Here is a 20877-nt window from a genome sequence, read left to right as displayed (position 1 = left end):
GTGCAGAAGTTATACCGGATACATTTTTGCAAATTAGAATTAATTCTATTTACGCTGTAATTTCAAGGCACAGTCTTCCAATTCATTCAAAGCTGTTTCTGCATAATTCATGGCCTTTTTTGCATATGATTCTATATCATCTGGCGAATCGGAATGATATCCTTTTTTAGCGTATGAATATCCATCTGATGTATTACTGGCAGCTCTTTGACATTGCAAATTGTTCGCATACCGTTCTGCATCGGAGAAATAATTCATCGCTTTTTTTAAATAGTTCTGTGCTGTTTCGACATCATCTGGTCCACGATAGGCTTTGCGAGCATAATTGTAAGCTTCTTCAAAGGCATATCTATCGCTACTGGACAATGAATTACTGCCATAGCTATTTGCGGTAACGGTCTTTTCAGAAGTTGAGATATTCACCCCATCGGTTGTTGTAGTACGGATGGTAGTCGAACCGTCGAGGTTTTGGATTTCTTCTTCTGTCGTAACTGGCTCATGCCTCAAATGAGCCAGAGGATCTTTATTAGCTACAGGCTCATCATTGGATGTCGAGTTACTTCCATAAGTGGAGCTAGAATTTTCATAAGGATCTGGTTGAATATTATTTTGCTGTATAGCAAGGTCATCATTACTTTTTTGTTGGCTCCCTTCCTTCTGCTCTTGATTACAGCCTGCTAGAAAAGCGCTTATCATAAGAAGGCACAATATAAATTTCATAATACAAATATTTAATAGAAACAAAGTTATTTAGCGGTCTATGATTATCTCATTACACATGCGTGCATGACTCTTTTCCTTTTTACAATTATCATATTCAAAAAATATTGAAGAGTTTAGCTATAAATTTGTCCAATATTGGCAAAAATTTCTTTTATTGTCTGTCTAAATGTTGAAGGTTCCAAAACTTCAACATCACTACCAAAAGATAATACTAAACTCTCCAACTCTTTATTAATTCTGAGGTTCAAATAAATCACACCGTCTTTATACCGCTGTGATCCGTGGATGGGTTTAGATAATATATAGGGTAGCCTGCCCATGCTAAATTTTAGAATTACCTGTTCGATTTCCCGTTCAGCGGAATTGGTTACTCCAACAATATCATAAAAATAATCGTCAAAATCCATAGCTGAGTTTTTATAAGGCAACGAATCGAGTTGTGCTATTTCTTGGATACGGTCCAGCGCAAGATTCTGGATCTGTCCACTGCCCTCATTTAATCCGAATAAAAACCAACGGTTATTGTATTGTTTAAGGTAATAGGGATGAATAGTGTACACGACCGGTTCCAATTGTCGGAATCCTTGATATTTAATATCCAAAATTCGTTTGTGTATAATAAATTGATAAAGTGGCTCGAGGTGTTCAAGTCCTTTCAAAAATTCGTTTTCTTCAAATGAGATCACAGGTTTTTGTTGCTGATCGAGTTTCAATCCCGAACTTAGCTTTGCCTGGACACTATTCAGCCATTCCAATTGTGGAATTCCCTTGATTCGGCCTAGTGTTTCCAACGCCTGTTGTATCTGCTCCTGTTCACTGGCATTCAGTGGTTGTTTAAGAATGGAGAAATCAGTAGAATCGTAACGATAAAACACGCGTTTTCCTTCTTTCATGGAAACAATCGGAGCCTGATATCCTGCTTCGCTTCGCATAAACGTAATATCATCCAGAAGCTGGCGGCGAGATACTTTGGTTTCCGATCCAACGTAGGTTGTAAGTTCCTCGGTACAATATGCAATAAGATCATCGATAAAATATCTCTTCCATTTATTGGAAAAACATTTATCAAGCAATTTATAACGTATTAAAGCGTGTTTGTTTGTGGCCATTGAATCGTATATTTTTGCATTTAACAGGTTATAAAATGATCTACATTCCAATCCCAGTTAATTACATTAAATAAATTTGATAGAAAAATTCAGATTTTCTGGGCATAGGCCTTCAATATGAAAAAATCGCGATCAAAATAGTCAATAATAGTTCTTTCAAAAACTGGCTTCAGGAAAAATATGTAATCTACAACACAATAATTATCCTGAAGGCCAAATTAAGATTTAATTCACTAAAAACAGAAATATTTATTTAGTAGTCACCGATTCAATGATAACATATTCGTTACCATTGAAACTGATAGATCTTGTCTCTGATTGGAATATTGAGGATCATGCCATCCATCTTTGATTTCTTGACATTGACATAGCCGATCACTCTGGAATGTGGCATTACGGTATTGATCTTTAGATATCCCTGCGAAATGCTATTACGGATATTGTACTGCGCATTATCGTACTGCTGTACATTTTGCCTTGCTTGCTGATTGGCGGCATATTGAGCCGCTCCGCTATAACCTACCGATGTCTGCTCGCCATAAGCAACTGCCGCTCCTCCCCGATTGTTTACCGCAGCTACCGCACCTGATGAGGCCAAAGCCGAATATCCGGCCTGACTGGCTGCCTGTCCTTCGGCGAACGCATTGAAGAAAGAACTCCAGCCCTGCTTACGCTTCACTTTTTTCATATACTTCGCATAGGGAATAATATCTTCTTTCTTGGCATTTCCCCCCTTGAGACTCACCACCGTAAAGTTGTCGGGATTGAGCACGATCTCTTCGTCCGTTCCATTTTCAATAGTGATATAACTAGCATAGTATTTTCCATATAGATTCTCTTCGGTAAACTGTACTGCAATAGATACCCCATTATTGAAATAGTACTGAATCACACGACCATCATCATAGATTACTTTACGCTCGACCAACGGATGTATGACTTTATCTTCAGTTAGGGCGGTCAAAGGCAAATGGTTCAGGTAGGATATTTTTACAGGGCTTCCCTTTTGATATTTAATATACCAATTGTGCGCTGGCAGGCCATTTTCGTATTCGGCCACTGTGAGGGGTTGTCCCTTTGCATCATATGTTGTACTCGTTCCGTGTGCTAAACCTGAATCCGAAAAATTGATTTCTTCGATCCTTTTTTCTTTTTTATCAAACAACTCAACTTTACCCGTCCATATCGTATTGGCATCATCATTCTTATCAATATACAAAGCACCTGTGGCAATGGTCTGTAGTTTGCCATTTTTCCAATAATCCCGAATTTCGCCAACCGGCTTTTTTTGATCATCGAAGTTGACTTCCCGGTAGAAGGTACATTGCTTTTTAGATTCTACCCCCTTGTTATTGGCGTCGTAATAAAGGGTTACTTTGTGCTGTGCCAATGCTAGGTTCATCATGCAGGAGAGTAAACCGGTCGCAAACATCAATACTTTTCTTTTCATAAATCAATACGGTTACGCCACATATTCCCACGGTGGCGGTCAAAAATTAAACGGTTAAAAAAGGAAGCGCGGGAACCAAAACTTACTGTTTGCACAACCAACATCACTAGGCTCTAACCCGATGTCGAAACAAAAGTAGTACGGATCGGTGCACTGGATATGCACCGGAAAGTGGAAAAAATTATACGCTGAAAACGGATTTTACTTAAAGATATCTTTGATCTTGTTATCTTGCTCCTTGAGCAGTACACTAACCCGATCAGTTACTTGCAAATGATGCTTACGTACTAGTCCATAAGGTATATGATACACGGCTTGTTCTGTTGACACAAATGTTGCCCCACCGGTCTCATGGAGTATCGTTATCATGCCCTCCACAAGATTCTTCTTTGTCCATCGGCGCTCATTGTGCGCGACGATCTGGTTTTCAAACAGGTACTTGCCAAAATAGCTCAACAGCTCCAACAGGTTATTCAGAATGGAGGTAGACAGATAGTTGGATTTATAATTGCTGGTGTATTCAATTACCCGCAGTTGTAGCCCCTCATTATAATGGGATCCATCTTGCGTTATTCTGAGTGTTTGTACAAACAGTTCAGCGATCAATGGGTGAACTATATCACAATGATATTCATAGGCTCTATGGCGTTTGTTAAGAAAAAGCCCCACTTTGTTTAGTTCACGTATGCTAGGGCAAACAATCCGGAGGTGCTTCAATTTGTCGACCAACAGTTCGAGTATTGTACGTATTGCATTAAACTCATTGAAGAAAACCGTCTTATCGGAATGGTATGATCGCAATATCTGTAAGAGGTGCACCGAGTCATCAAATCTGAGCATCTCATTGAAGATCTGGAATGCGGCTTCGTAGCGATGCTTGAGCTGCGTATCAATATGCAGGGCAGCGTCTTCCTTCAATCGTTTGAATAGGGCTAAAATCTGTAGATCGTCCAACTTGTCGTAGATATCACCTAGCTTATTTTTGGAATCAAGGAAGTCGTTATCTTGCTTGATCTTATCCTGCCCAGTTAGAATGTACCAGGGTAGCTTTTTCTTTACGCTGATCCTGTCCAGTATTTCAACGACTTTCATCAACCCGACCTGACTGGTCACGTCGCCTTGCTCGCCTATCTTCTGGTAAAATATCCCATCCAGAATGACGGCGTCATAATGCATAAAATGTTGTTCCAAATTACGGATAGCCGCCTCGGAATTGGTAAATGCCACAAGTTCTATATTAGCATCGATAGCCTTTTGGCGAATATTAAACAGATGTTCACATTCATCATCCACCCAAAATACACGATATACATTTTCCATAAGATATTTAGCTTAAATAATATAGGGTATGGATATTTCAAAGGTCGTCACAAGATCTGTATATTTTGATCCCTCGTCACTAGACTCATCAAGGATAAACCAATCGCCATTCAGGTAACCAATGATGGTAGAAATAATATATCCACCGAGTCCACTGCCACTGGTCTCACCAAATTTGACTCCGCGCTGTTTAAAATCGGTGAGGCTAAAGCTCGCTGGAAATGGTTTGCCTGTATTGGAAATATAAACCAGCACTTTATTGTCGGTATTATTGAGCCGTACCTGTAATTCAACCCTTCGGTTTTCAAGTTCCGTCCAGTTGAAGGCATGCTGGCGAATGTTACTGAAAATATTGTCAAATAAGATCGTCAGCAGCTCTTCGTTGGCATTGACAATCAAATTTGTTATTTTGCCATCCACATCCGCTTGGAAAATATCATCCGAGATCTGTAGGTTCATCTGTATATTCGGATATAGGCTTTGGGCTCTTTTGAAATATTCTTCTACCCAGTCCACCAAATTGACCTCATAGAGGTGGTATTCGTGCACTTGAAATTCGTGCGTATGGTTACGCAGCTCTCTTCCGATCTTTTTGGCATCCAGCATCAGATGATCCAACAATTGCCCTAGATTAAGAATCTGCTTTTCGTTGGACTTAGTCTGGAATAGATCCGGTACGATCTTGTTAATCCCCTGCTGCAGGATATCCTTGATGCTCTGCGCATAAAACTCGAGATTGGAAACGGAGCCAGCAATCTTGTGGCGCAATAAAGCATTGTTTTCTTTCAATGCGAGATCTTCCTCCGAAGGCTTTTTACCAGGAGGAGGCGAGTCGGCAAGAATGTAGAATTCGTCAAAGTCATCAGGTGGTTCAGCTGCGTCAATTTGTATTTCTTTCGTTAGAAAACTTTCTTTTTGATGCTTAAAAAGATTACGGCTCTTCTCCAACCGTGGTTTTCGGATCCGTATAGCCAAGAAGCTTTCAAGACTAAGCTTGTGCATCGATGAACTCGAAAAAGCATTGACCTGATTGAGTACATAATCCTGCTTCAGTTCATCCACCAGATAGCGATAGGTAAATTTTGATTTCGGCTGAATGGTGAAATGATAGATGACGGGAGAAAGCAGGCTTGTATAACTACCATTGAAATGGCTCGCGCGGAGCTGCCTGCCGTGCAGGGTAAGCAACAACCCTTCCCGTCGAACCACACAGTAACTGTTACGTTGTCTATCGATCACGCCGGGAACAAATTTTGAAGGGAAAATATTATTGCCTGCGAGGTTAGACACACGAATGACATATTCGGGAAAATCATCATCGACCAAAGGCAATGTTGTGGGAACTAATACCTCTGCCAGTGATACAAGTTCTGGGTTTTCTATAAAAAAGTGATTACCGAGCAAAGCCGTCGGATTGCGTAGCAATGCGCCATTGTCGACCCAGATAGTTTGACCTAATGGGTTTTGCTCTTTATAGCGTCCGATATCTACTTTATTCCAGTCAACCTGTTGTCTTCGATTTTTGTAAACATTGAGCTCCTCTCTAAAATCCACAATAGCAATCTGATCATCTATCTTACGCTTGTTGATAACGAGCGCCAGAACCTCGGTGCCAGTATGACTGAATACACCTGATGGAAAGAGCAATACCTTTTCAATATAATTTTGTGAGATCAATCGAGAGAAAGTCTCATCGTCAGGATCAGCAAGGAGATTGATGATGTAGGACTTGTTCAGCAAAATAATAGCTCTTCCCTTTAACTTGATCGAATTGGTTGCGAGATCTATAAAATAAGTTTCGGCATCATGGTCGTAGCTATGTTCATCTATTCCTTCAAACTGGCTTGGGACTGTAAAATTTAAAAACAACAGATCAAACTTCTCCCGTCTCGGCCAATGGTCCAAGCTGTTTTCGCACCGTAAGATAAATTCGTCCGATTTGTTGTACACATATAAACGAAGCTGGGCAATGCGCCAAAGCTTTTCGCTGTATTCCTGTCCATAATATCTCTTATGATCCGCTATCAGCGGGATCAGATCCCCGTTCCCTGCAAATGGATTATAGATGGTAACATACGGATTGATATTGACCGTCGACAATATTAATGTCCCCATCTTAGGATGTAAAATATTGCCTCGATTCTTATAAAAAAGGGATTCGGTAATTGTTAAAAAAATTGTTTCGAATAGCTCAGCAAAATTCGACTCGAAATAAGATCCTGGAAGTTGTTCAAACTGCATCAACAGAAATTTCAGTTCAGCAGTATCAAAAACAGAGACGACAGAGAAAGAAGGTAATAATGAATAAAGACCATTCTCATACGTCTCCACGGCAGATAGTCTGGCAACAACTTCATCCTTGGTTGCCCCATGATCTACGATTTTATCTTTGAAAATGCAGAGTAAATAGAGGGTGAGCGAATAATCCGAGGTATCTATACCTCCCTTACTGGTATAAAATCCAATAATGGTATTTAAGACTTTGTTTACTTCATTTCCTTTCATATGGCTGCGGGACTCTGTTTGACACTTTTCCTATACGAAGATGCTGCAATCGGCACACAATAAAAAATAAAAAGATCAAAATAGTAAGACTATTTTGATCTTTTGTGCTGTAATGTTTATTTTCTTAAAAAAACATCGATTTAAATGGATATTTAAAGAATATATTCCTTAACCAAATATCTTCTGGTAGATAGATTTCCGAACTTTGCGTTCTTCGCGGAACATTGTCTCAATGCCATCACAATTTTTCTCAAAACTGATGCTATTCTTTACAGCTATGTCAGCTGCGGCTTTGGAGACATCGTGATCGGTGCCGATATAGGTAAATGTCCAATTGGATTCGCTGAGCTCCCCGATCATCTGCCGGATAGCGGGGGCAGAATACTCTGTCGACGCATTTTCCTCACCATCGGTTAGAATGGTAACCAATACGTAAAATTTTTCGTCCTGACTGGCAACCAGTTTCAGCTTACTGACTGCAAATCCTATGGCGTCATAGAGCGGTGTCGCTGCCGCTGGGGCATAACGTTTTGAATTGATCTCTCTAACCTGTGCTACCGGATCGCAAAAATGGAGCATTTTGATACCAAAGCCGTTGAAGCTGATGATCGAAATCGTATGCTCCTGATCAGAAAAAGTTTGCTGTGCTTCTCTGATGGTGTTGATCGTCTGGTTAAAACCACTAATCACCTGTGATTTGATGCTTGACATGGAACCACTCTCGTCCAAGATAATCAGGTTGTGAACTTTTGTCTGTCTCATAATTTTGCCTTTTTAATGTGTTAAAATCATTGCTGCGGAACAGAAACTTACGTTCGCTCCAGCAGCAATTGTTTGACAAAATTATCCACCACCTGTGCGAAGGATGTGCATAGGTGATGGTCACTTATGAACAACCGGTTCTTTAATTTTAGAAAAGATTTACTAAGTTTATAACTTAACCTATCTTACCATGTAAGTAATTTTTAACAATGACAAAAGAAGAAATAAATCATCTATGCCAAGAACTAGAGCATATCAACAAAAATTTCGAGCAAAACTCCTATCCAGGCCATATAGCTCCACTCAAGCAAGATTTTAACATACTATCGCTAAATACGCCGAAATATTATCTCGAGGTGATAGAAGAAATGAATGATACGCTTCGCAAATCGCGCGTACTATTTTTAAATGCTGTTCTTGATAAGGTCTGCATTGAAGAAGGCAAATTTTATGATTTCGGACATCCCTTTCAAGCGGCTATGAACTATTATGCTGTAACAAAAAAAGACGGAATCTTTTATCTTAAAGACGAAGATGGGGATCTTCGAGAGATATTTAGCAGTGAAGAGTTTGTCACTTTTATTGATGATCTATATTGGGAACTTTATGAGGAATAATTATCCATTCTTCAAAAATAAGATCTCCACAGATGGATTTTTATATCCGGCTGTGGAGCTGATATGATACATATCACTAAATTAGTTCTTACTCCTCTACGGGTAAATTAACTTTAGTATATAAATTAAATTCTCTAATACAATCTAAATACACATTTTCTATTTCGGGTTCCACAACGATGTTATATTGGTTATTTTCCTCATCTAAGATTTCAAAACAGAATAAACTTGAATGCCTATCAAACCTGAGGAAAAAGCCAGAAGTCACAAAATAAATTCGACAATCTCGTTCACCTGAATTAGCATAGGAGTATTCAACTAAATGGTCACCAAATCGCTCTTTGAGCTTTTTAAACAACACCCAGGTTCTCAATTCTGTATGATAACCGCTCAGCTTCGTTTTATCAAGTAATCGCACAAAATTTCCACCACCTAACCAATTGATCAGACGCTGACCACATTGATCAATCAACGATCCATCTTCTAAAATATATCTTCGCCAGTCATTTACGTTTTTTATATGAGTACTAATAATACCCTTTAAATCTTCAGTTTCACATTCACTGCTATTTAATATATTTAGAATTCCAGAGTCTTTGTCACTGAAAACTTGACGCCAGTTTTCATCTCTCTCCCTTGCAGAATTAAAGGAACTTTTACAAAAGGAATATCTGTAGCTCCCTTTATCTGGCATCCACGTATCACCAAATACTAACAAAACCTGTTGTAAAATCTTACTTTCAAGATGCTCTTTCGAAAACAATTTTTCAAATCTTTCCCGAAATCTTTGAAACGTATTAAGTTCAAATTCCCCGTTTTCGTTTCTTGACCAGTTTATAAGAAAATCGATCTGACCGTAGAGATAAAAATGATCCTCAGCTTTTTCGAATGCTTCAATAGTTTCGTTATCATTGTTTTCCAGTTGAAATTTGTGAAACTCCTCTCTAACCTGTTTTTCTGAAAAAAAATCGACCCATTTTTCATTATCAGTGTAAAGTCGTTGATCACCTGATAGAAAGTCATGCGTAGCCTTAATTGAATGTATAAATCTCGGAAAATCGTCAATCCGGGTATTATAAACTATATTTCGAAATATTCTTACCCACTTTTTAAATTCCAGTCTGTTAAAAGACGATCTGCGAACCATTAACAAAAAGGCAGCATAAATAAAGGTTCTGTGTAAAAGAGACTCGATAGCATGTATATCAATTACGACCTTTCGAAACTCTCCCTCACTGGTAAATGTACTATTCCATAGTTCAGATATATCAAGCAAAGATTCGCTTTCATTAGCAAGCTCTTCCAGTAAATTAAACAGAAAAGATATATTTTCTTCAGTTATTAATTCATTCTCTTCAAAAAATTTTAATGACAAAAATGTATCTGAGTTTAATTTATCAAATTTTAATTTTTTATCTTTTTCTTCTTCATCTGAAAAAACAATAGCATAACTTAAAACGCTTCTTATAAAACTGTACATCAATTGATCCGACCTACGCTGATCGTGTTCCCAAAAGATATTGTACCAGTCCTGATCTAACTTATCCTTCCAATCGGTAAAACAAGACTGTTCTTTCAAACATTTATTTTTCTCCAAGAGAGCCTCTACTTTCCCTACAAACCATGACTTAAAGTTATCGTAGTCACTCAAGCTCTTACCTGTTGAATTCATTTTCAAATAAATATCATCAGTTATACCCTGCTCATTCAGATCTAGAAAGTCAAATTTAATTTTAGGAGAAACAAATAAATTGTCATATGCTAATTGGATACTTTCATTTTTGTTTTCCAGACTAGCAAATCTATCTTCTATCTCCCGGAGCATAACCAGCATCCCCTCAACAGTGGGATCTTTAAGCCAGCTAATTAAAAACCAGCTTGCATCCTTAATAGCATCATCAATAGCGAGCTCTTGAGATAAAGATTTCGCATTTTCAACCAATTTTGAAAGGAAAGCATCGGAAGATTTTCTGGTTTTATAAGTAAGTTTCCCTTCCAGTAGTGAGATTTGCTCCGGACGGAATTTTAACGCTACATAAAGGTGTAACAAAAACAGAGTTGTAAGCCTCTGTTGCCCATCCAGAGGAATAAATAGATTTTTCTTTAAATCTCCATGATCTTTAATCGTATAGGAAATCTGAAACTCTTCAGGGCTAGAATATTTAGCGATTGTTGCGAGTAAAGCATTAAGATTTTTCTTCGCAACTTCTCTATCATATTTTCCAAACTCCTCATCAGCGTAACCGTAAACAAAGTCCAGTGGCAATATTTTCTGTGTGTGTGTTGAAATATGACCAATTAAATCTTCTACAAAATTCACCCTGATTTCATTTACGGTATCATTTTTACGTCCCTGTACATAATCGCGTTGTAGTATAGGGATTTGAATTTTGAACTTAGCTATGATATTTACAAAAGAAAGTTGATTATCATTATTCATAGGACAAGTAAGGTGCTAAAGTGTTCTTAATATCTTTTTCATAAAACTCACTATCTGTGACACTCCAGTATTCAAGCTGGATACCCATAGGATCGGTTATCATTGTTTTGCTGAAAACGTTTAAAGTACCTAAAGGCAAATACGTTTTTTCATTGTCTACACGTTCGGTATCATTCATTTGAAGTACTAAAGCGCGCTTTTCTTTGAAAGAACCATTGCTCAATTTTGAATTGGTTACCTTATCTAATAAAGCGAGGTTCTGAATCCCATGGACAGGAAATTCCTCTTCAAATGTATCTTCTAAAGCACTCAACTGTTTTAAAATAAAGGCTGGGATCTTATCCATCTGCCTTACCGATTTCAAACTATGCCATAATTCCTCATAATTAATCTCACTAAAATCATATTGATCGGGATCTACTTTTATTATTAGCTGCTCATTATCTGCTATTTTATCAACAATCAGTGGTTTAATTTCCCTTAGCCATTCGAGCCAATTTTCAGCAGTCTTTTCTTTTGGATTCTGAGGTTGGATATGTTCTAGCGACCACTCCTGCTCAACAAACTTTCCAAAGGAAAACTTCTGACCAGGATAAAATTTTTCAGTAAGTAAAATATTGTAAAGTAATAACACCCCTGTACACTTACCATAGCGCCCCCTATCTCTCTGTTTTGAATAAAGAAGCTCCTTGATTTCGAATGATCGAAAATAGGCAGAAATCTCACCATCCAGCCATTCCTTGAATTTTAATTTAGAAGTGATTTTACCGTTATTATACTCGTCCAATATTCGTTCGAACGAATGAATATTCATATTCACAAGAAATCCTATTCGATGATAATAATAGGTATCTTCAAACCACTCCTGAGCAATTCTATACTTATCATATATCAAAGGCCATGATCTCAGACTTTCATTTTTGTTCATTATAAAATAAGCTACTAGATCTGACTCCAACCTATTTTCAGTCACGATATCGAAAAGTTTGCCAATCCGTACATCATAATGCTGGTTGTGACTATTGGTAATAAAGAACCAAAAATCAGGATTTCTCAATGATTGCTCAATCTCGTCCCATTCATTTGCTAAATTTTGCTTTCTAAAATGCTTTACCTCAACATTATCAGCATTATTTTCTATGTCTAGTATAAAAAGTGCCTTTATTAAATCAGCTCCCGTAAGCTTTATTTTGTTTTTATTAATATTTGCAAAAAGCTTTTCGGCAGTGATATTTAATAACATCAGATCCACTTCATACCATATAAATTTTATCTGCGCTTTTATTTTGTTAACAATATTAGATAGGGTAACCGTATCTAGCCTTTTCAGCTCGAAATGACAAGTACAATAACTTTGGAAGATGTGAAAATTATCTCTGTTCCGCTCCTCTTTTTCTAATGTCAGCTGGTTCCATAGAAGGAGGACATGGTCGATTGTTAAATCTTCCAATTCATGTTGAAATACATTTTCATAGAGTTTTTCCAAAAATAACTCACAAGACCGCGTTTCATAGGAAATATTAAAATCTTTGATATCCAGTTCGCTCGTATAGTTCCGTAGACAGTGTATTAATATTTTAAAAGTTGTCAGACGTTGTTGACCGTCGATCACTTCGTAAGTAGAAGCTGATATATTCGTCACAACAATAGGCTGCAAGCAATAGACACTATTGGCACCACATTCTAAAATATCTCCAATTAACGTTTTAATATTGTCAATATCCCACCGGTAACCTCTTTGGTAACTTTTGATTTCAAAATTATCAATACCGGCATTTAAAATCTCTACGATTGTATATAAATCTGTATTTAATTTTTTTATCATTTATAAATATTTAATCCTCCATTGACCTAGCAAATCCATTGGAACAACTGTGCTTTATATTTTATTTTAGGATAGCTCCGATCAGCAAATTATATCTTAATTTTATATGAATAGCATAAACATAAGCCATTACAAAAACTGCTTTCCTTCTTTCTAGGCCTAATTAAGAGATCTTTTTAATATCAAAATAGTTCCATATCGCATTAGGGCCGCCCAATTTCAGCAGGTCAATACCATATTTGCGCATAAAAGCTTCCTTAACATGAGGGCAGCCGTTGGCATATAATTCGGAATCGCGACAGGATACTTCCACTGTCATTCCTTTCTCCATAACGGTTAAATTCGCCGCCAGACGTGATTTTACAGTAATTAAAAATAGGCTCATTAGGGTAATATGATTATTGTAAATTAATAAATATTTGTGTAGATAAAAAATAAATACACTTGTTTAACGATAAAACTTCGTAACGATTTCATTGAATTAATCAAAGATATCCGGCAGTAGCGCCAAAGTAAGTCGCTATCAGAAATAATGAATAAATTGAATTCCATGCTCTTACTTAAATCTGAGCAGAACCAAAACTGACTCTTCCGACAGTTATTCGCCATCCTCCTCCTTTGGACCGATTACACCTAGTTCTTCCAACCGTCGATAGATATAGTCCTGTTGAATAAGTATACGCTCCATACCCGCCGCCGCGTTGTATCGATTGATCAGCTGGTCTACTTCAGCAGACGCGATCACAGTATAGGCAAAGGATAATCGCTCCTTTGGAAATATCCGATAGCTATGATCGGGCATCACATGAAAGGACAAGCTAAAGGCTGTGATCGCCAAAAACGCAAGCTTGATAAATGACTTGACTGCTTTTCCTAATTCGGTCTTCATACCTGTTCCACTGTTGGCCAAGATCTGTTGCTCACGCAATAAGGTATCCTGTTGGTTGGTTTCTTTTTCCATTATATATTGTTTGGTCCAAACTTAGGTTGCGAACCTGCCAAAGTACGTCGCTAACGCGAAAATGAATATTTTTTATACTGCCCGTATAGGCGCCGTATTTTGTCGCCTTCTAATCTTATATTTGTCAAAAGCTTATTTATGTCAGTTAGAGAAACCATATTACGCCACAAAATAGTGATCAACAAATTGCGTCACAGACCACTTTCTTGGTCAGAGATTGACCGTATCTTGCAGGAACAATCGGCCTTACTCGAGTACAACCTTACCGTCAGTCAACGCCAGTTTCAACGTGACATTGCCGATATCAGTGCACTATACGGAATCTCGATAGAAAGCAACCGCTCAAAAAAACAATACTTTATCCAGCAGGACACCGAAGAAGCAGAGCGGGCACTCGATGCCTTCGACGTATTCAATCTAATGCGCCTGGGAAACAATGGTTCTAAACAGATCATCTTTGAACAACGTAAGCCACGTGGCACAGAATACCTTGGCGACATCGTCCATGCACTACACAATGGTCGTGCGTTATATTTCGACTACAGCAAATATTATGAAACCGAGGTAGAGCACCGAAGATTATATCCTATCCTTCTAAAAGAAGTCCGCAACCGTTGGTATGTGATTGGGCAGGATCTGGACAAGGATAGCCTCAGGATCTTTCCGCTGGACAGGATCTTATCCTTGGAGGTGGTAAAAGCAGGAAAATTTAAAGCGATCAAAGTAGATCCTGAAACGCTTTTTGAGCACAGTTTCGGCATTATCCTTCCGCGCGAAGACCAGCACATCGAGGAAGTGATCCTCTCTTATTCTGCATTTCAGGGCAAATACATCAAGTCCTTGCCTTTGCACCATACACAGGAAATAGTAGTAGACAATGAGGAGGAACTGCGTGTGAAGCTTACTATCTATATCACCCATGACTTTGTCATGGAATTGCTTTCCGTCGGTGCGGAAGTCAAGGTGATTGCTCCCGAAAGTCTAGCGGATAGGATGAAAGAAGAATATCGTAAATCTTTACAGCATCAATCCTAAAAGCCGAGCTGATATGCACATCATTAGGGTAAAGGAGCAAAACATACTCTTGCTGTCGGACACGCATGGCATACACCGCCTGTTGGATATTCCTGAGGGGATCGATATCGTCATCCATTGCGGCGATGTCTGCGATGCGGGTGATATGCAGCAGCTATCCGATTTCTTTGTGTGGTATGCGGGGCTTCCCATACCACACAAGGTATTTGTCCATGGAAATCATGATCTCCCCTTTGAACTGGAACCGCAGCGAAGCAAAAAATTGGTACCCGAAGGAATCCATTGGCTAAACGATACCTCGGTCAGGATAAACGGTCTCCAGATTATGGGCATCAGTGGTTTTCCTTTTTTCCATCATTTCGAATCCAAGGTGCAGGTTGATATCATGGTATCACACTATCCGCCATCGGGTATTTTGGACAATGGCTATGGCAGCGCGGAGGTCCGTGAGTTTGTTCTGGGACGATCCCCCAGCTACCATATTTTCGGTCATAACCATGCAGGCTACGGAAAGATAAAGGTTAAGGCAATTCAGTTTATCAACGCTTCCTTGTATGAGCTGCTGATATCCCCAAAGCTTCGGTTATAAAGAGTGGCTTTGACACAGGATGACTCATTTGATAGCAATCTGCAATATTTATTAAAAATCACCTACAATTTTATCAAATTGAGCATTGAAATATTCACTTAGAATAACGCTATTGGATGCCTCGATCGCAGCAAATATTTTTTTCTTGTGTGGAGGTATTTTGGACTTTGCTTTAAACCAAAGTACATACGTTTTACCTTTTTTTAGCTTCTCTCCAGATTTTTGAATCACCCACGATGATTTATTATCCTCGTCTTTGAAAAGAGCCATTTTTTTGAAATAGGAAACGTTGATATCGTCAACATTTTTATCGCTGTCTAGCAGATAAAAACCATCTTCTCCCTTCTCAAAGGTATGGAAATACCAATACAAATATCCATCGATTGCTGGTGTAAACTTAAAACCCGAGTAATAGGAATCTCCAACCAACAGTGGATTTTCATAAAATGTATACGTTGCAAAACTTTTATCTTTGGTATTCGGTAATGTTAAATTAAAAAAGTATTTGTTGATATCAACCGTTTTGACTTTATCATAAAATACTTTTTTGTCGGCTTGTCTTTTAATTTCATCACGTTCTTTTTGGGCCTCCCTCTCTTTAGCTTCCGCGCTAACCAGTTTCAAATCTTTCGTGATTTTATCGAATAAAAACACTAAACTGTCGGCTTTAACCTTCGTGAAACTACCAATTCGGAAGAGGTTGGTTGACTTGGTTGTTTTTCCAGTTTCTTCTTTAGTTACCGCTTCAATTCCATCTCCCGAAAATTCATAATACCCCTGATTCAGTTTATAACTTATTTTCCCTTTAATTTTAAAAACAGATTTAGCAGTTTCCAAATCAGCATTCTCACCTTCCATCGTGACAACACTATCCAATGATATCGAATATTCTTCTAAATTATATACCCCGTCAATGGTTTGGACAGTTCCACTGTTTAACAAGAGGTGCCACGCTTTTAAGCTAGCCTTTGCAGTGGTCATTGCCGACTGTGCATTCAATAGTGTCGTGTTAAATCCACAAGCTAACACTAATGCGATAATTTTCAATGTTTTCATGGCCTATATTTTTAATCAAATGAAAACATATCTGCTTCGCTAAACAATACCCTATTTGTGGTATTTTTCAAATAATTATCTGCATGTTTACGACATATATCAACTATTGCAATATGAGAAATTTCAGCATTTCATTCAGTCCGGGGACTTTTTTAAAATGCTACTAAGTGTAGCCAATAAAGACGCAAAAAGCTTTAGAAATAATAGTCACTGGCTTAAATACCATCCTGCTGACAGTTTATTCTTCCAAAAATTGAATGAAAATTGGAATATCCATTTTAGTCAAGTTTATAATACGAAATTTAGCCTCTTTGAATCTAGCCAGCTTCCCCCTGATTACCTGATTTTAGAAACATTAAACTTAATCAAAAACAGATTGAACAGCTTACCTTGGGACATCGCCTTCCTATGATATCGACATAATTACTAAGGCTATTTTTTTCCAAATATAGCCTTAGTAATCACTTTACTTTCTTGGAGGACGAACCGTCCCCGTTTCACCACCATTATCACCTGGTTGATCCGCTTCGGATGAAACTGCGACCTGTACAGTCGGTTTCTGAGCATTGGCAGGCTGACCAATACCGAATAAAAAGTATAAAATTAAACTCCACATATTAATTGATATTAAAATTACTGCTACTTCCCTTTAGGAGGGCGGATGGTACCAACATCTCCTCCGTCGCCATCATTAGGATTATCGTCCGCTATTATATTAACCGTAGAACTGTTTCCTGACGAATTTATATTGGCAGGTTGGCCAATACCAAATAAAAAGTATAAAATTAAACTCCACATAAAATTAATTCTTGATTAAAAATTATCATTACTTGCCTTTTGGTGGTCTTGGCGTACTTGTTTCACCCCCATTGTCTCCTGGCTCATCAGATTGATTAGAATCTGCCGATTGTACTATTGCTATTCCCACGCTTGATTGGGAATTAGACGGCTGACCAATACCAAACAAAAAGTATAAAATTAAACTCCACATAAAATAAAATTTAGATTGTTAATAAAGTTACTGCCATAAGAATATGGGCCGTTTTCGAATATAGACAATTAATGCAATATTTAATTATCCGATTAGAAGTAATTCTATTTTAACCGACTTGTGAGATCAGATCGTGCTTTTTTTGAAAGTATTTGATTTTCCATAATACTGTTGTTGTTAATTCTTACACAAACTTAGGCTTCATTCAAAGGTTATTTGAATGAAAAGTACCCAATGTAAGCGGTAGAATACATCTACCGAAAACTTGAGCCGATGGACATCCATACAATAAAAAAAGCCACATCTCTCGACGTGGCTCTACTACATATACATTTATTTAAAATCGCTCTTATTTATACGAATTGATCGATTTGGATACTTTCCAGTCATTGCCCACACGCTCCAAGTTAACTAGATCAGTCTTGGTAAAATTCTCAAATTTCGAAGTCACTTTTGCAACCATATAGTCTGCCGATTCTTCTATGATATCGGTGCTTACTGTACAGTTTAGCTTTTCGCCTTTTTGTTTTTTCAGAGATTTGATAACCGCTTCACGGTTATGAGACTGCGCATTTGTTGCTTGGATCTTTTGATTAAAATCTTCGGTGAATAACTGTTCTACTCCTGCTGATTTTCCCTCCGTAGTTACCGCAACATAGTGATCCAAAGCGAAATCTGCTGTGGAAAGGTTAACGTTTGTTTTTGTTGCTTTTGCTCCAGGTCCTTCAGCTGCCATAGCAAATGTTGATACTGCGATTAAAGCTGCTGCTGCGAATGTTTTTACTAAAGTTTTTTATCGAAATGATTTGTTTTTTGATTGGTGATAAAGCTATCATGAGTGCCATTTTTAAGCACTCATGATGGTTCATAATGTCTTTATTTTATAGTGTTAGTTCTGTTGTTCTTATTTGTTGACTCAAAACTACGACATAATACGCCCTTAGCCCATCGGCTTTAGACCAACGATCGGGAAAACTCGGTGAATGGCGGGAATGGGGAGGTGAATTTATTCTTCAAGAAATCATTCTCGTTCCAATAGGCTCTTTCCCTCTTCGCTGATCCGATCGGGAGTCCAAATAGGATCCCAAACGAGCTCGATAATTATTGCCCGCTGTGGAAATTGCTGTTGCAATGTTTTTTCAACGCCATGAACGATAGAGTCGCCCATCGGGCAATAGGATGAAGATAACGTCATGGTAACAACAATACGACTGGGATCGGTTAAATTAATATCATAAATTAAGCCCATATCTACGATGTTGATCCCCAATTCGGGATCCATCACAAGCATCAATACCTGAACAGCTTTTAACTGATCGGAAGCCTCCGGTTTTGTTAGATCAATTTTCATGGTATCTTTCATTAAATATATAGGCGAGGTGCGTAGTTTATTTACTTTTTCTTTGATGAAAAACTACTTTTCCGACATTGACAACATAAACAGCAGCAAGTGCTGCCCAAAGCCAGGCTGCACAGTATAATGCCCACCTGAATCGACCGGCTACAGCAACCGCCATGACGACAAGCGCCACTAGGTAAAGATAATATTGTATAGAAAGTAATCGCTGACTATAAAGTTCCTTGGGCAAAGGTATTTTTTTGATGCCATTGAGATCTTTATAGCGCCAATTCCAGATCATAAAAGGCAGGGTCTTATAGGTCATCCCTAAAATAATACCCGTTAACCATCCAAAAAACACCCATACGGCATATAAATTCACCCAATTACCAGACTCCTGCCGGACAACCATAGGTAAGGTGAGAAACGCGAACAATAAACTCAAAAAGGAAATGAAACTATGTTTCATCGGAATATCCAGTACCTTACGCGCCCGGTGCACAAAACAATCCACGACAAAAACGGCCCAGCAAACTACTCCCAATAGCACTATTGCTCCAAAGGTAAGAGATCTTAATCCCACAGGATGGCTGTATCCGTCCAATAAAAAAAGTACCAATCCAAGGTTTATCAAAATGACCGAAACATAAAGCCACTTTGTTTTGGTGGATTGTCCCAAGAGAAACATCGGCAGCATCTTCGCTCCCGCTCCCAGGATCAACTGCAAAAACCAACCAACAATACCGACGTGGGCGTGTAGCTTTAGGATATCGAGGTGACTTTTTGTTAGAAAACCATGGGCTAAATTAATGGCAAGCAAAAGGCCTAAGGTGGTTGTAAAACAAAGCCAGAAGGCCGAGAACGTAAAATAAAGGCGTAGTTCAAATAGATGCTCCACATCTTTAGTCGTCATCCACAGCAAGTAGAAGTACAGGTAGGAGCTGAGCGTAATCAATAGCCCTCCAACGCACATGAGTAAACCGATCTTGAAATACCAGAAACTATAAATCAACACACAGGTTCCCGATGTCAATAGGATATAACTGAAAAATGCCAATTTGGAAGAGCGAAGTGAACGTTCAAAAATAACCGGCACCAGCTGATACGCCGCTCCATAAATCACCATCGTGCCCCAACCTAGTGCTAGGCTATGGACGATTGCCAGCACTTTTGGTTGAAAATGGTGCCCAAAGAGCTGCCCCCCGCTAAAAACCAAGAGGAAGCTGAACAGTAGAAAAAAAATGCCCGCAGTGATAAAAAACGGCAATACAGCATACGCTTCTGGGCTCTTATGAATAGCAATATGTGCCATTTTATTTAACGGGGTAAATTAACAGATGGACATCTCCAGGATGTTGTTCATGGATGAAAATCCGATAAGAAAAATGATCCAGTTCTTCTAGTAAATGGAGCGGAACCTTCCGATGTTTTACATAGACAACCTCATCGGCTTTCAGTTGAGCAAGGGCCTCAAGAATTGATTCCATGGGCTGCGGCATAGGCAATGTCCTGACATCCAATGTAACAAGTTGAAGCGCGGAAAGTCGCGCTAATTTCTGCTCAAAAAGTCGTTTCGGCACAAATGAAATATGATCGCCCTCAGCAGGCTGAACGGACAGCACTGTATCTTTTTTATAAAAGTAACTTCTGAATTCGCCCTCCGCCCATTCGTGGCTATAGCTTGGCACTCCACGCTCCTCCATACGCCTAATTAATGGAATGGGGACAAATGAATTGCTGATGCAAAGAATCCCTCCTGCGACGAGTGAGCGATACAACTGAAAAATATCTTTTAATGGATCTTGCCCCATTTCCAATAGGGGTCTCACATCGAATACAACCGTCACTGCTGCATCATCCATCCAACTTGGCCGCTCTGCTGCATCGAATGGATCATTGACTTTCTCAGCTCCATCTGACATCCAAATAAAGCCGAGCGGTACCAGCGCAGCACGAAAATCTGCAACCGAACATCCGCCAATTTTTGCTGCTTCGCCTATGGAGACCCGAGGGGCCAGTATCCGACGCAACACCGGGATCCGGATCTTACGCAAGGGTTTGGCAATAGCTGCAATGGCTTCAATGCTTAAGTCATTATAGCTGATCAGTTCTGAAATCTTGGTATGCTGGTTTATCCGCATGGCTTTTCTAGTTT

General features: G+C 38.7%; 20 protein-coding genes. 3 read left to right on the top strand and 17 right to left on the bottom strand.

The window, feature by feature from the left end; translation table 11 throughout:
• Positions 1–45: 45 nt before the first annotated feature.
• The 6 genes from K2F45_RS06890 to K2F45_RS06865 all read right to left on the bottom strand — a co-directional run bounded on the left by K2F45_RS06890 (position 46) and on the right by K2F45_RS06865 (position 7869).
• A complete protein-coding gene (locus K2F45_RS06890) occupies positions 46–720 on the bottom strand; it encodes a hypothetical protein (RefSeq protein ID WP_248933220.1) in 675 nt (224 codons plus the stop codon).
• A 116-nt stretch (positions 721–836) separates the two neighbouring features.
• Positions 837–1832 (bottom strand): helix-turn-helix transcriptional regulator, encoded by a 996-nt coding sequence (locus K2F45_RS06885; RefSeq protein ID WP_248933219.1) that lies wholly within the window; start codon positions 1830–1832, stop codon positions 837–839.
• Between the two features lie 286 nt (positions 1833–2118).
• Complete coding sequence (locus K2F45_RS06880) at positions 2119–3282, bottom strand: toxin-antitoxin system YwqK family antitoxin (RefSeq protein ID WP_248933218.1); 1164 nt, start codon at positions 3280–3282, stop codon at positions 2119–2121.
• Between the two features lie 201 nt (positions 3283–3483).
• Positions 3484–4602, bottom strand: coding sequence for a hypothetical protein (locus K2F45_RS06875; RefSeq protein WP_248933217.1), 1119 nt, complete (start codon positions 4600–4602; stop codon positions 3484–3486).
• Between the two features lie 12 nt (positions 4603–4614).
• Positions 4615–7107 (bottom strand): N-6 DNA methylase, encoded by a 2493-nt coding sequence (locus tag K2F45_RS06870; RefSeq protein ID WP_248933216.1) that lies wholly within the window; start codon positions 7105–7107, stop codon positions 4615–4617.
• Between the two features lie 168 nt (positions 7108–7275).
• A complete protein-coding gene (locus K2F45_RS06865; RefSeq protein ID WP_248933215.1) occupies positions 7276–7869 on the bottom strand; it encodes a vWA domain-containing protein in 594 nt (197 codons plus the stop codon).
• A gap of 209 nt (positions 7870–8078) precedes the next feature.
• Here K2F45_RS06865 and K2F45_RS06860 point away from each other — a divergent pair, with 209 nt between their 5' ends.
• Positions 8079–8486 (top strand): hypothetical protein, encoded by a 408-nt coding sequence (locus tag K2F45_RS06860; RefSeq protein WP_248933214.1) that lies wholly within the window; start codon positions 8079–8081, stop codon positions 8484–8486.
• A gap of 88 nt (positions 8487–8574) precedes the next feature.
• Here K2F45_RS06860 and K2F45_RS06855 read toward each other — a convergent pair whose 3' ends face one another.
• The 4 genes from K2F45_RS06855 to K2F45_RS06840 form a co-directional block, all read right to left on the bottom strand.
• Positions 8575–10926 (bottom strand): GmrSD restriction endonuclease domain-containing protein, encoded by a 2352-nt coding sequence (locus tag K2F45_RS06855; protein WP_248933213.1) that lies wholly within the window; start codon positions 10924–10926, stop codon positions 8575–8577.
• Complete coding sequence (locus K2F45_RS06850) at positions 10919–12751, bottom strand: DUF262 domain-containing protein (RefSeq protein WP_248933212.1); 1833 nt, start codon at positions 12749–12751, stop codon at positions 10919–10921. Before K2F45_RS06850 ends, K2F45_RS06855 begins: the two co-directional genes overlap by 8 nt.
• Before the next feature lie 163 nt (positions 12752–12914).
• Positions 12915–13136, bottom strand: coding sequence for a DUF6140 family protein (locus K2F45_RS06845; RefSeq protein ID WP_108635557.1), 222 nt, complete (start codon positions 13134–13136; stop codon positions 12915–12917).
• Between the two features lie 213 nt (positions 13137–13349).
• Complete coding sequence (locus K2F45_RS06840; protein WP_248933211.1) at positions 13350–13712, bottom strand: hypothetical protein; 363 nt, start codon at positions 13710–13712, stop codon at positions 13350–13352.
• 138 nt (positions 13713–13850) lie between these two features.
• On the opposite strand from K2F45_RS06840, the gene K2F45_RS06835 reads away from it, so the two are divergent.
• On the top strand, positions 13851–14747 hold the full coding sequence (locus tag K2F45_RS06835) for a helix-turn-helix transcriptional regulator (protein ID WP_248933210.1): 897 nt from the start codon (positions 13851–13853) through the stop codon (positions 14745–14747).
• A gap of 13 nt (positions 14748–14760) precedes the next feature.
• Positions 14761–15336: a metallophosphoesterase family protein gene (locus K2F45_RS06830; RefSeq protein ID WP_248933209.1), complete on the top strand. Its 576-nt coding sequence runs from the start codon at positions 14761–14763 to the stop codon at positions 15334–15336.
• Positions 15337–15387: 51 nt separating this feature from the next.
• Here K2F45_RS06830 and K2F45_RS06825 read toward each other — a convergent pair whose 3' ends face one another.
• The 7 genes from K2F45_RS06825 to K2F45_RS06795 all read right to left on the bottom strand — a co-directional run bounded on the left by K2F45_RS06825 (position 15388) and on the right by K2F45_RS06795 (position 20863).
• On the bottom strand, positions 15388–16392 hold the full coding sequence (locus K2F45_RS06825; protein WP_248933208.1) for a hypothetical protein: 1005 nt from the start codon (positions 16390–16392) through the stop codon (positions 15388–15390).
• A 466-nt stretch (positions 16393–16858) separates the two neighbouring features.
• Entirely contained in the window at positions 16859–17008 is a 150-nt protein-coding gene (locus tag K2F45_RS06820; RefSeq protein ID WP_248933207.1) for a hypothetical protein, read from the bottom strand.
• A 23-nt stretch (positions 17009–17031) separates the two neighbouring features.
• A complete protein-coding gene (locus K2F45_RS06815; protein WP_248933206.1) occupies positions 17032–17190 on the bottom strand; it encodes a hypothetical protein in 159 nt (52 codons plus the stop codon).
• Between the two features lie 542 nt (positions 17191–17732).
• Positions 17733–18119 (bottom strand): hypothetical protein, encoded by a 387-nt coding sequence (locus tag K2F45_RS06810; protein ID WP_248933205.1) that lies wholly within the window; start codon positions 18117–18119, stop codon positions 17733–17735.
• A 285-nt stretch (positions 18120–18404) separates the two neighbouring features.
• Positions 18405–18734 (bottom strand): metal-sulfur cluster assembly factor, encoded by a 330-nt coding sequence (locus K2F45_RS06805; protein ID WP_070565732.1) that lies wholly within the window; start codon positions 18732–18734, stop codon positions 18405–18407.
• 37 nt (positions 18735–18771) lie between these two features.
• Positions 18772–20034: a hypothetical protein gene (locus tag K2F45_RS06800; protein WP_075991507.1), complete on the bottom strand. Its 1263-nt coding sequence runs from the start codon at positions 20032–20034 to the stop codon at positions 18772–18774.
• A 1-nt stretch (position 20035) separates the two neighbouring features.
• Positions 20036–20863, bottom strand: a complete 828-nt coding sequence (locus K2F45_RS06795; protein ID WP_075991506.1) for a DUF2249 domain-containing protein — start codon at positions 20861–20863, stop codon at positions 20036–20038.
• Between the last annotated feature and the right edge of the window lie 14 nt (positions 20864–20877).

The organism is Sphingobacterium siyangense, from assembly GCF_023277505.1.
GTDB lineage: Bacteria > Bacteroidota > Bacteroidia > Sphingobacteriales > Sphingobacteriaceae > Sphingobacterium > Sphingobacterium siyangense.
Note: the sequence above shows the minus strand (reverse complement) of the source record. Positions and strands in the feature narration are given on the sequence as shown.

Excerpts from the sequence above, each read along its gene's own strand:
- K2F45_RS06825 (WP_248933208.1), bottom strand. The coding sequence starts at position 16,392 with ATGAAAACATTGAAAATTATCGCATTAGTGTTAGCTTGTGGATTTAAC.
- K2F45_RS06865 (WP_248933215.1), bottom strand. The coding sequence starts at position 7,869 with ATGAGACAGACAAAAGTTCACAACCTGATTATCTTGGACGAGAGTGGT.
- K2F45_RS06800 (WP_075991507.1), bottom strand. The coding sequence starts at position 20,034 with ATGGCACATATTGCTATTCATAAGAGCCCAGAAGCGTATGCTGTATTG.
- K2F45_RS06795 (WP_075991506.1), bottom strand. The coding sequence starts at position 20,863 with ATGCGGATAAACCAGCATACCAAGATTTCAGAACTGATCAGCTATAAT.
- K2F45_RS06870 (WP_248933216.1), bottom strand. The coding sequence starts at position 7,107 with ATGAAAGGAAATGAAGTAAACAAAGTCTTAAATACCATTATTGGATTT.
- K2F45_RS06840 (WP_248933211.1), bottom strand. The coding sequence starts at position 13,712 with ATGGAAAAAGAAACCAACCAACAGGATACCTTATTGCGTGAGCAACAG.
- K2F45_RS06880 (WP_248933218.1), bottom strand. The coding sequence starts at position 3,282 with ATGAAAAGAAAAGTATTGATGTTTGCGACCGGTTTACTCTCCTGCATG.
- K2F45_RS06890 (WP_248933220.1), bottom strand. The coding sequence starts at position 720 with ATGAAATTTATATTGTGCCTTCTTATGATAAGCGCTTTTCTAGCAGGC.
- K2F45_RS06885 (WP_248933219.1), bottom strand. The coding sequence starts at position 1,832 with ATGGCCACAAACAAACACGCTTTAATACGTTATAAATTGCTTGATAAA.
- K2F45_RS06810 (WP_248933205.1), bottom strand. The coding sequence starts at position 18,119 with ATGGCAGCTGAAGGACCTGGAGCAAAAGCAACAAAAACAAACGTTAAC.
- K2F45_RS06860 (WP_248933214.1), top strand. The coding sequence starts at position 8,079 with ATGACAAAAGAAGAAATAAATCATCTATGCCAAGAACTAGAGCATATC.
- K2F45_RS06820 (WP_248933207.1), bottom strand. The coding sequence starts at position 17,008 with ATGTGGAGTTTAATTTTATACTTTTTATTCGGTATTGGTCAGCCTGCC.
- K2F45_RS06830 (WP_248933209.1), top strand. The coding sequence starts at position 14,761 with ATGCACATCATTAGGGTAAAGGAGCAAAACATACTCTTGCTGTCGGAC.
- K2F45_RS06850 (WP_248933212.1), bottom strand. The coding sequence starts at position 12,751 with ATGATAAAAAAATTAAATACAGATTTATATACAATCGTAGAGATTTTA.
- K2F45_RS06875 (WP_248933217.1), bottom strand. The coding sequence starts at position 4,602 with ATGGAAAATGTATATCGTGTATTTTGGGTGGATGATGAATGTGAACAT.
- K2F45_RS06805 (WP_070565732.1), bottom strand. The coding sequence starts at position 18,734 with ATGAAAATTGATCTAACAAAACCGGAGGCTTCCGATCAGTTAAAAGCT.
- K2F45_RS06845 (WP_108635557.1), bottom strand. The coding sequence starts at position 13,136 with ATGAGCCTATTTTTAATTACTGTAAAATCACGTCTGGCGGCGAATTTA.
- K2F45_RS06835 (WP_248933210.1), top strand. The coding sequence starts at position 13,851 with ATGTCAGTTAGAGAAACCATATTACGCCACAAAATAGTGATCAACAAA.
- K2F45_RS06815 (WP_248933206.1), bottom strand. The coding sequence starts at position 17,190 with ATGTGGAGTTTAATTTTATACTTTTTATTTGGTATTGGCCAACCTGCC.
- K2F45_RS06855 (WP_248933213.1), bottom strand. The coding sequence starts at position 10,926 with ATGAATAATGATAATCAACTTTCTTTTGTAAATATCATAGCTAAGTTC.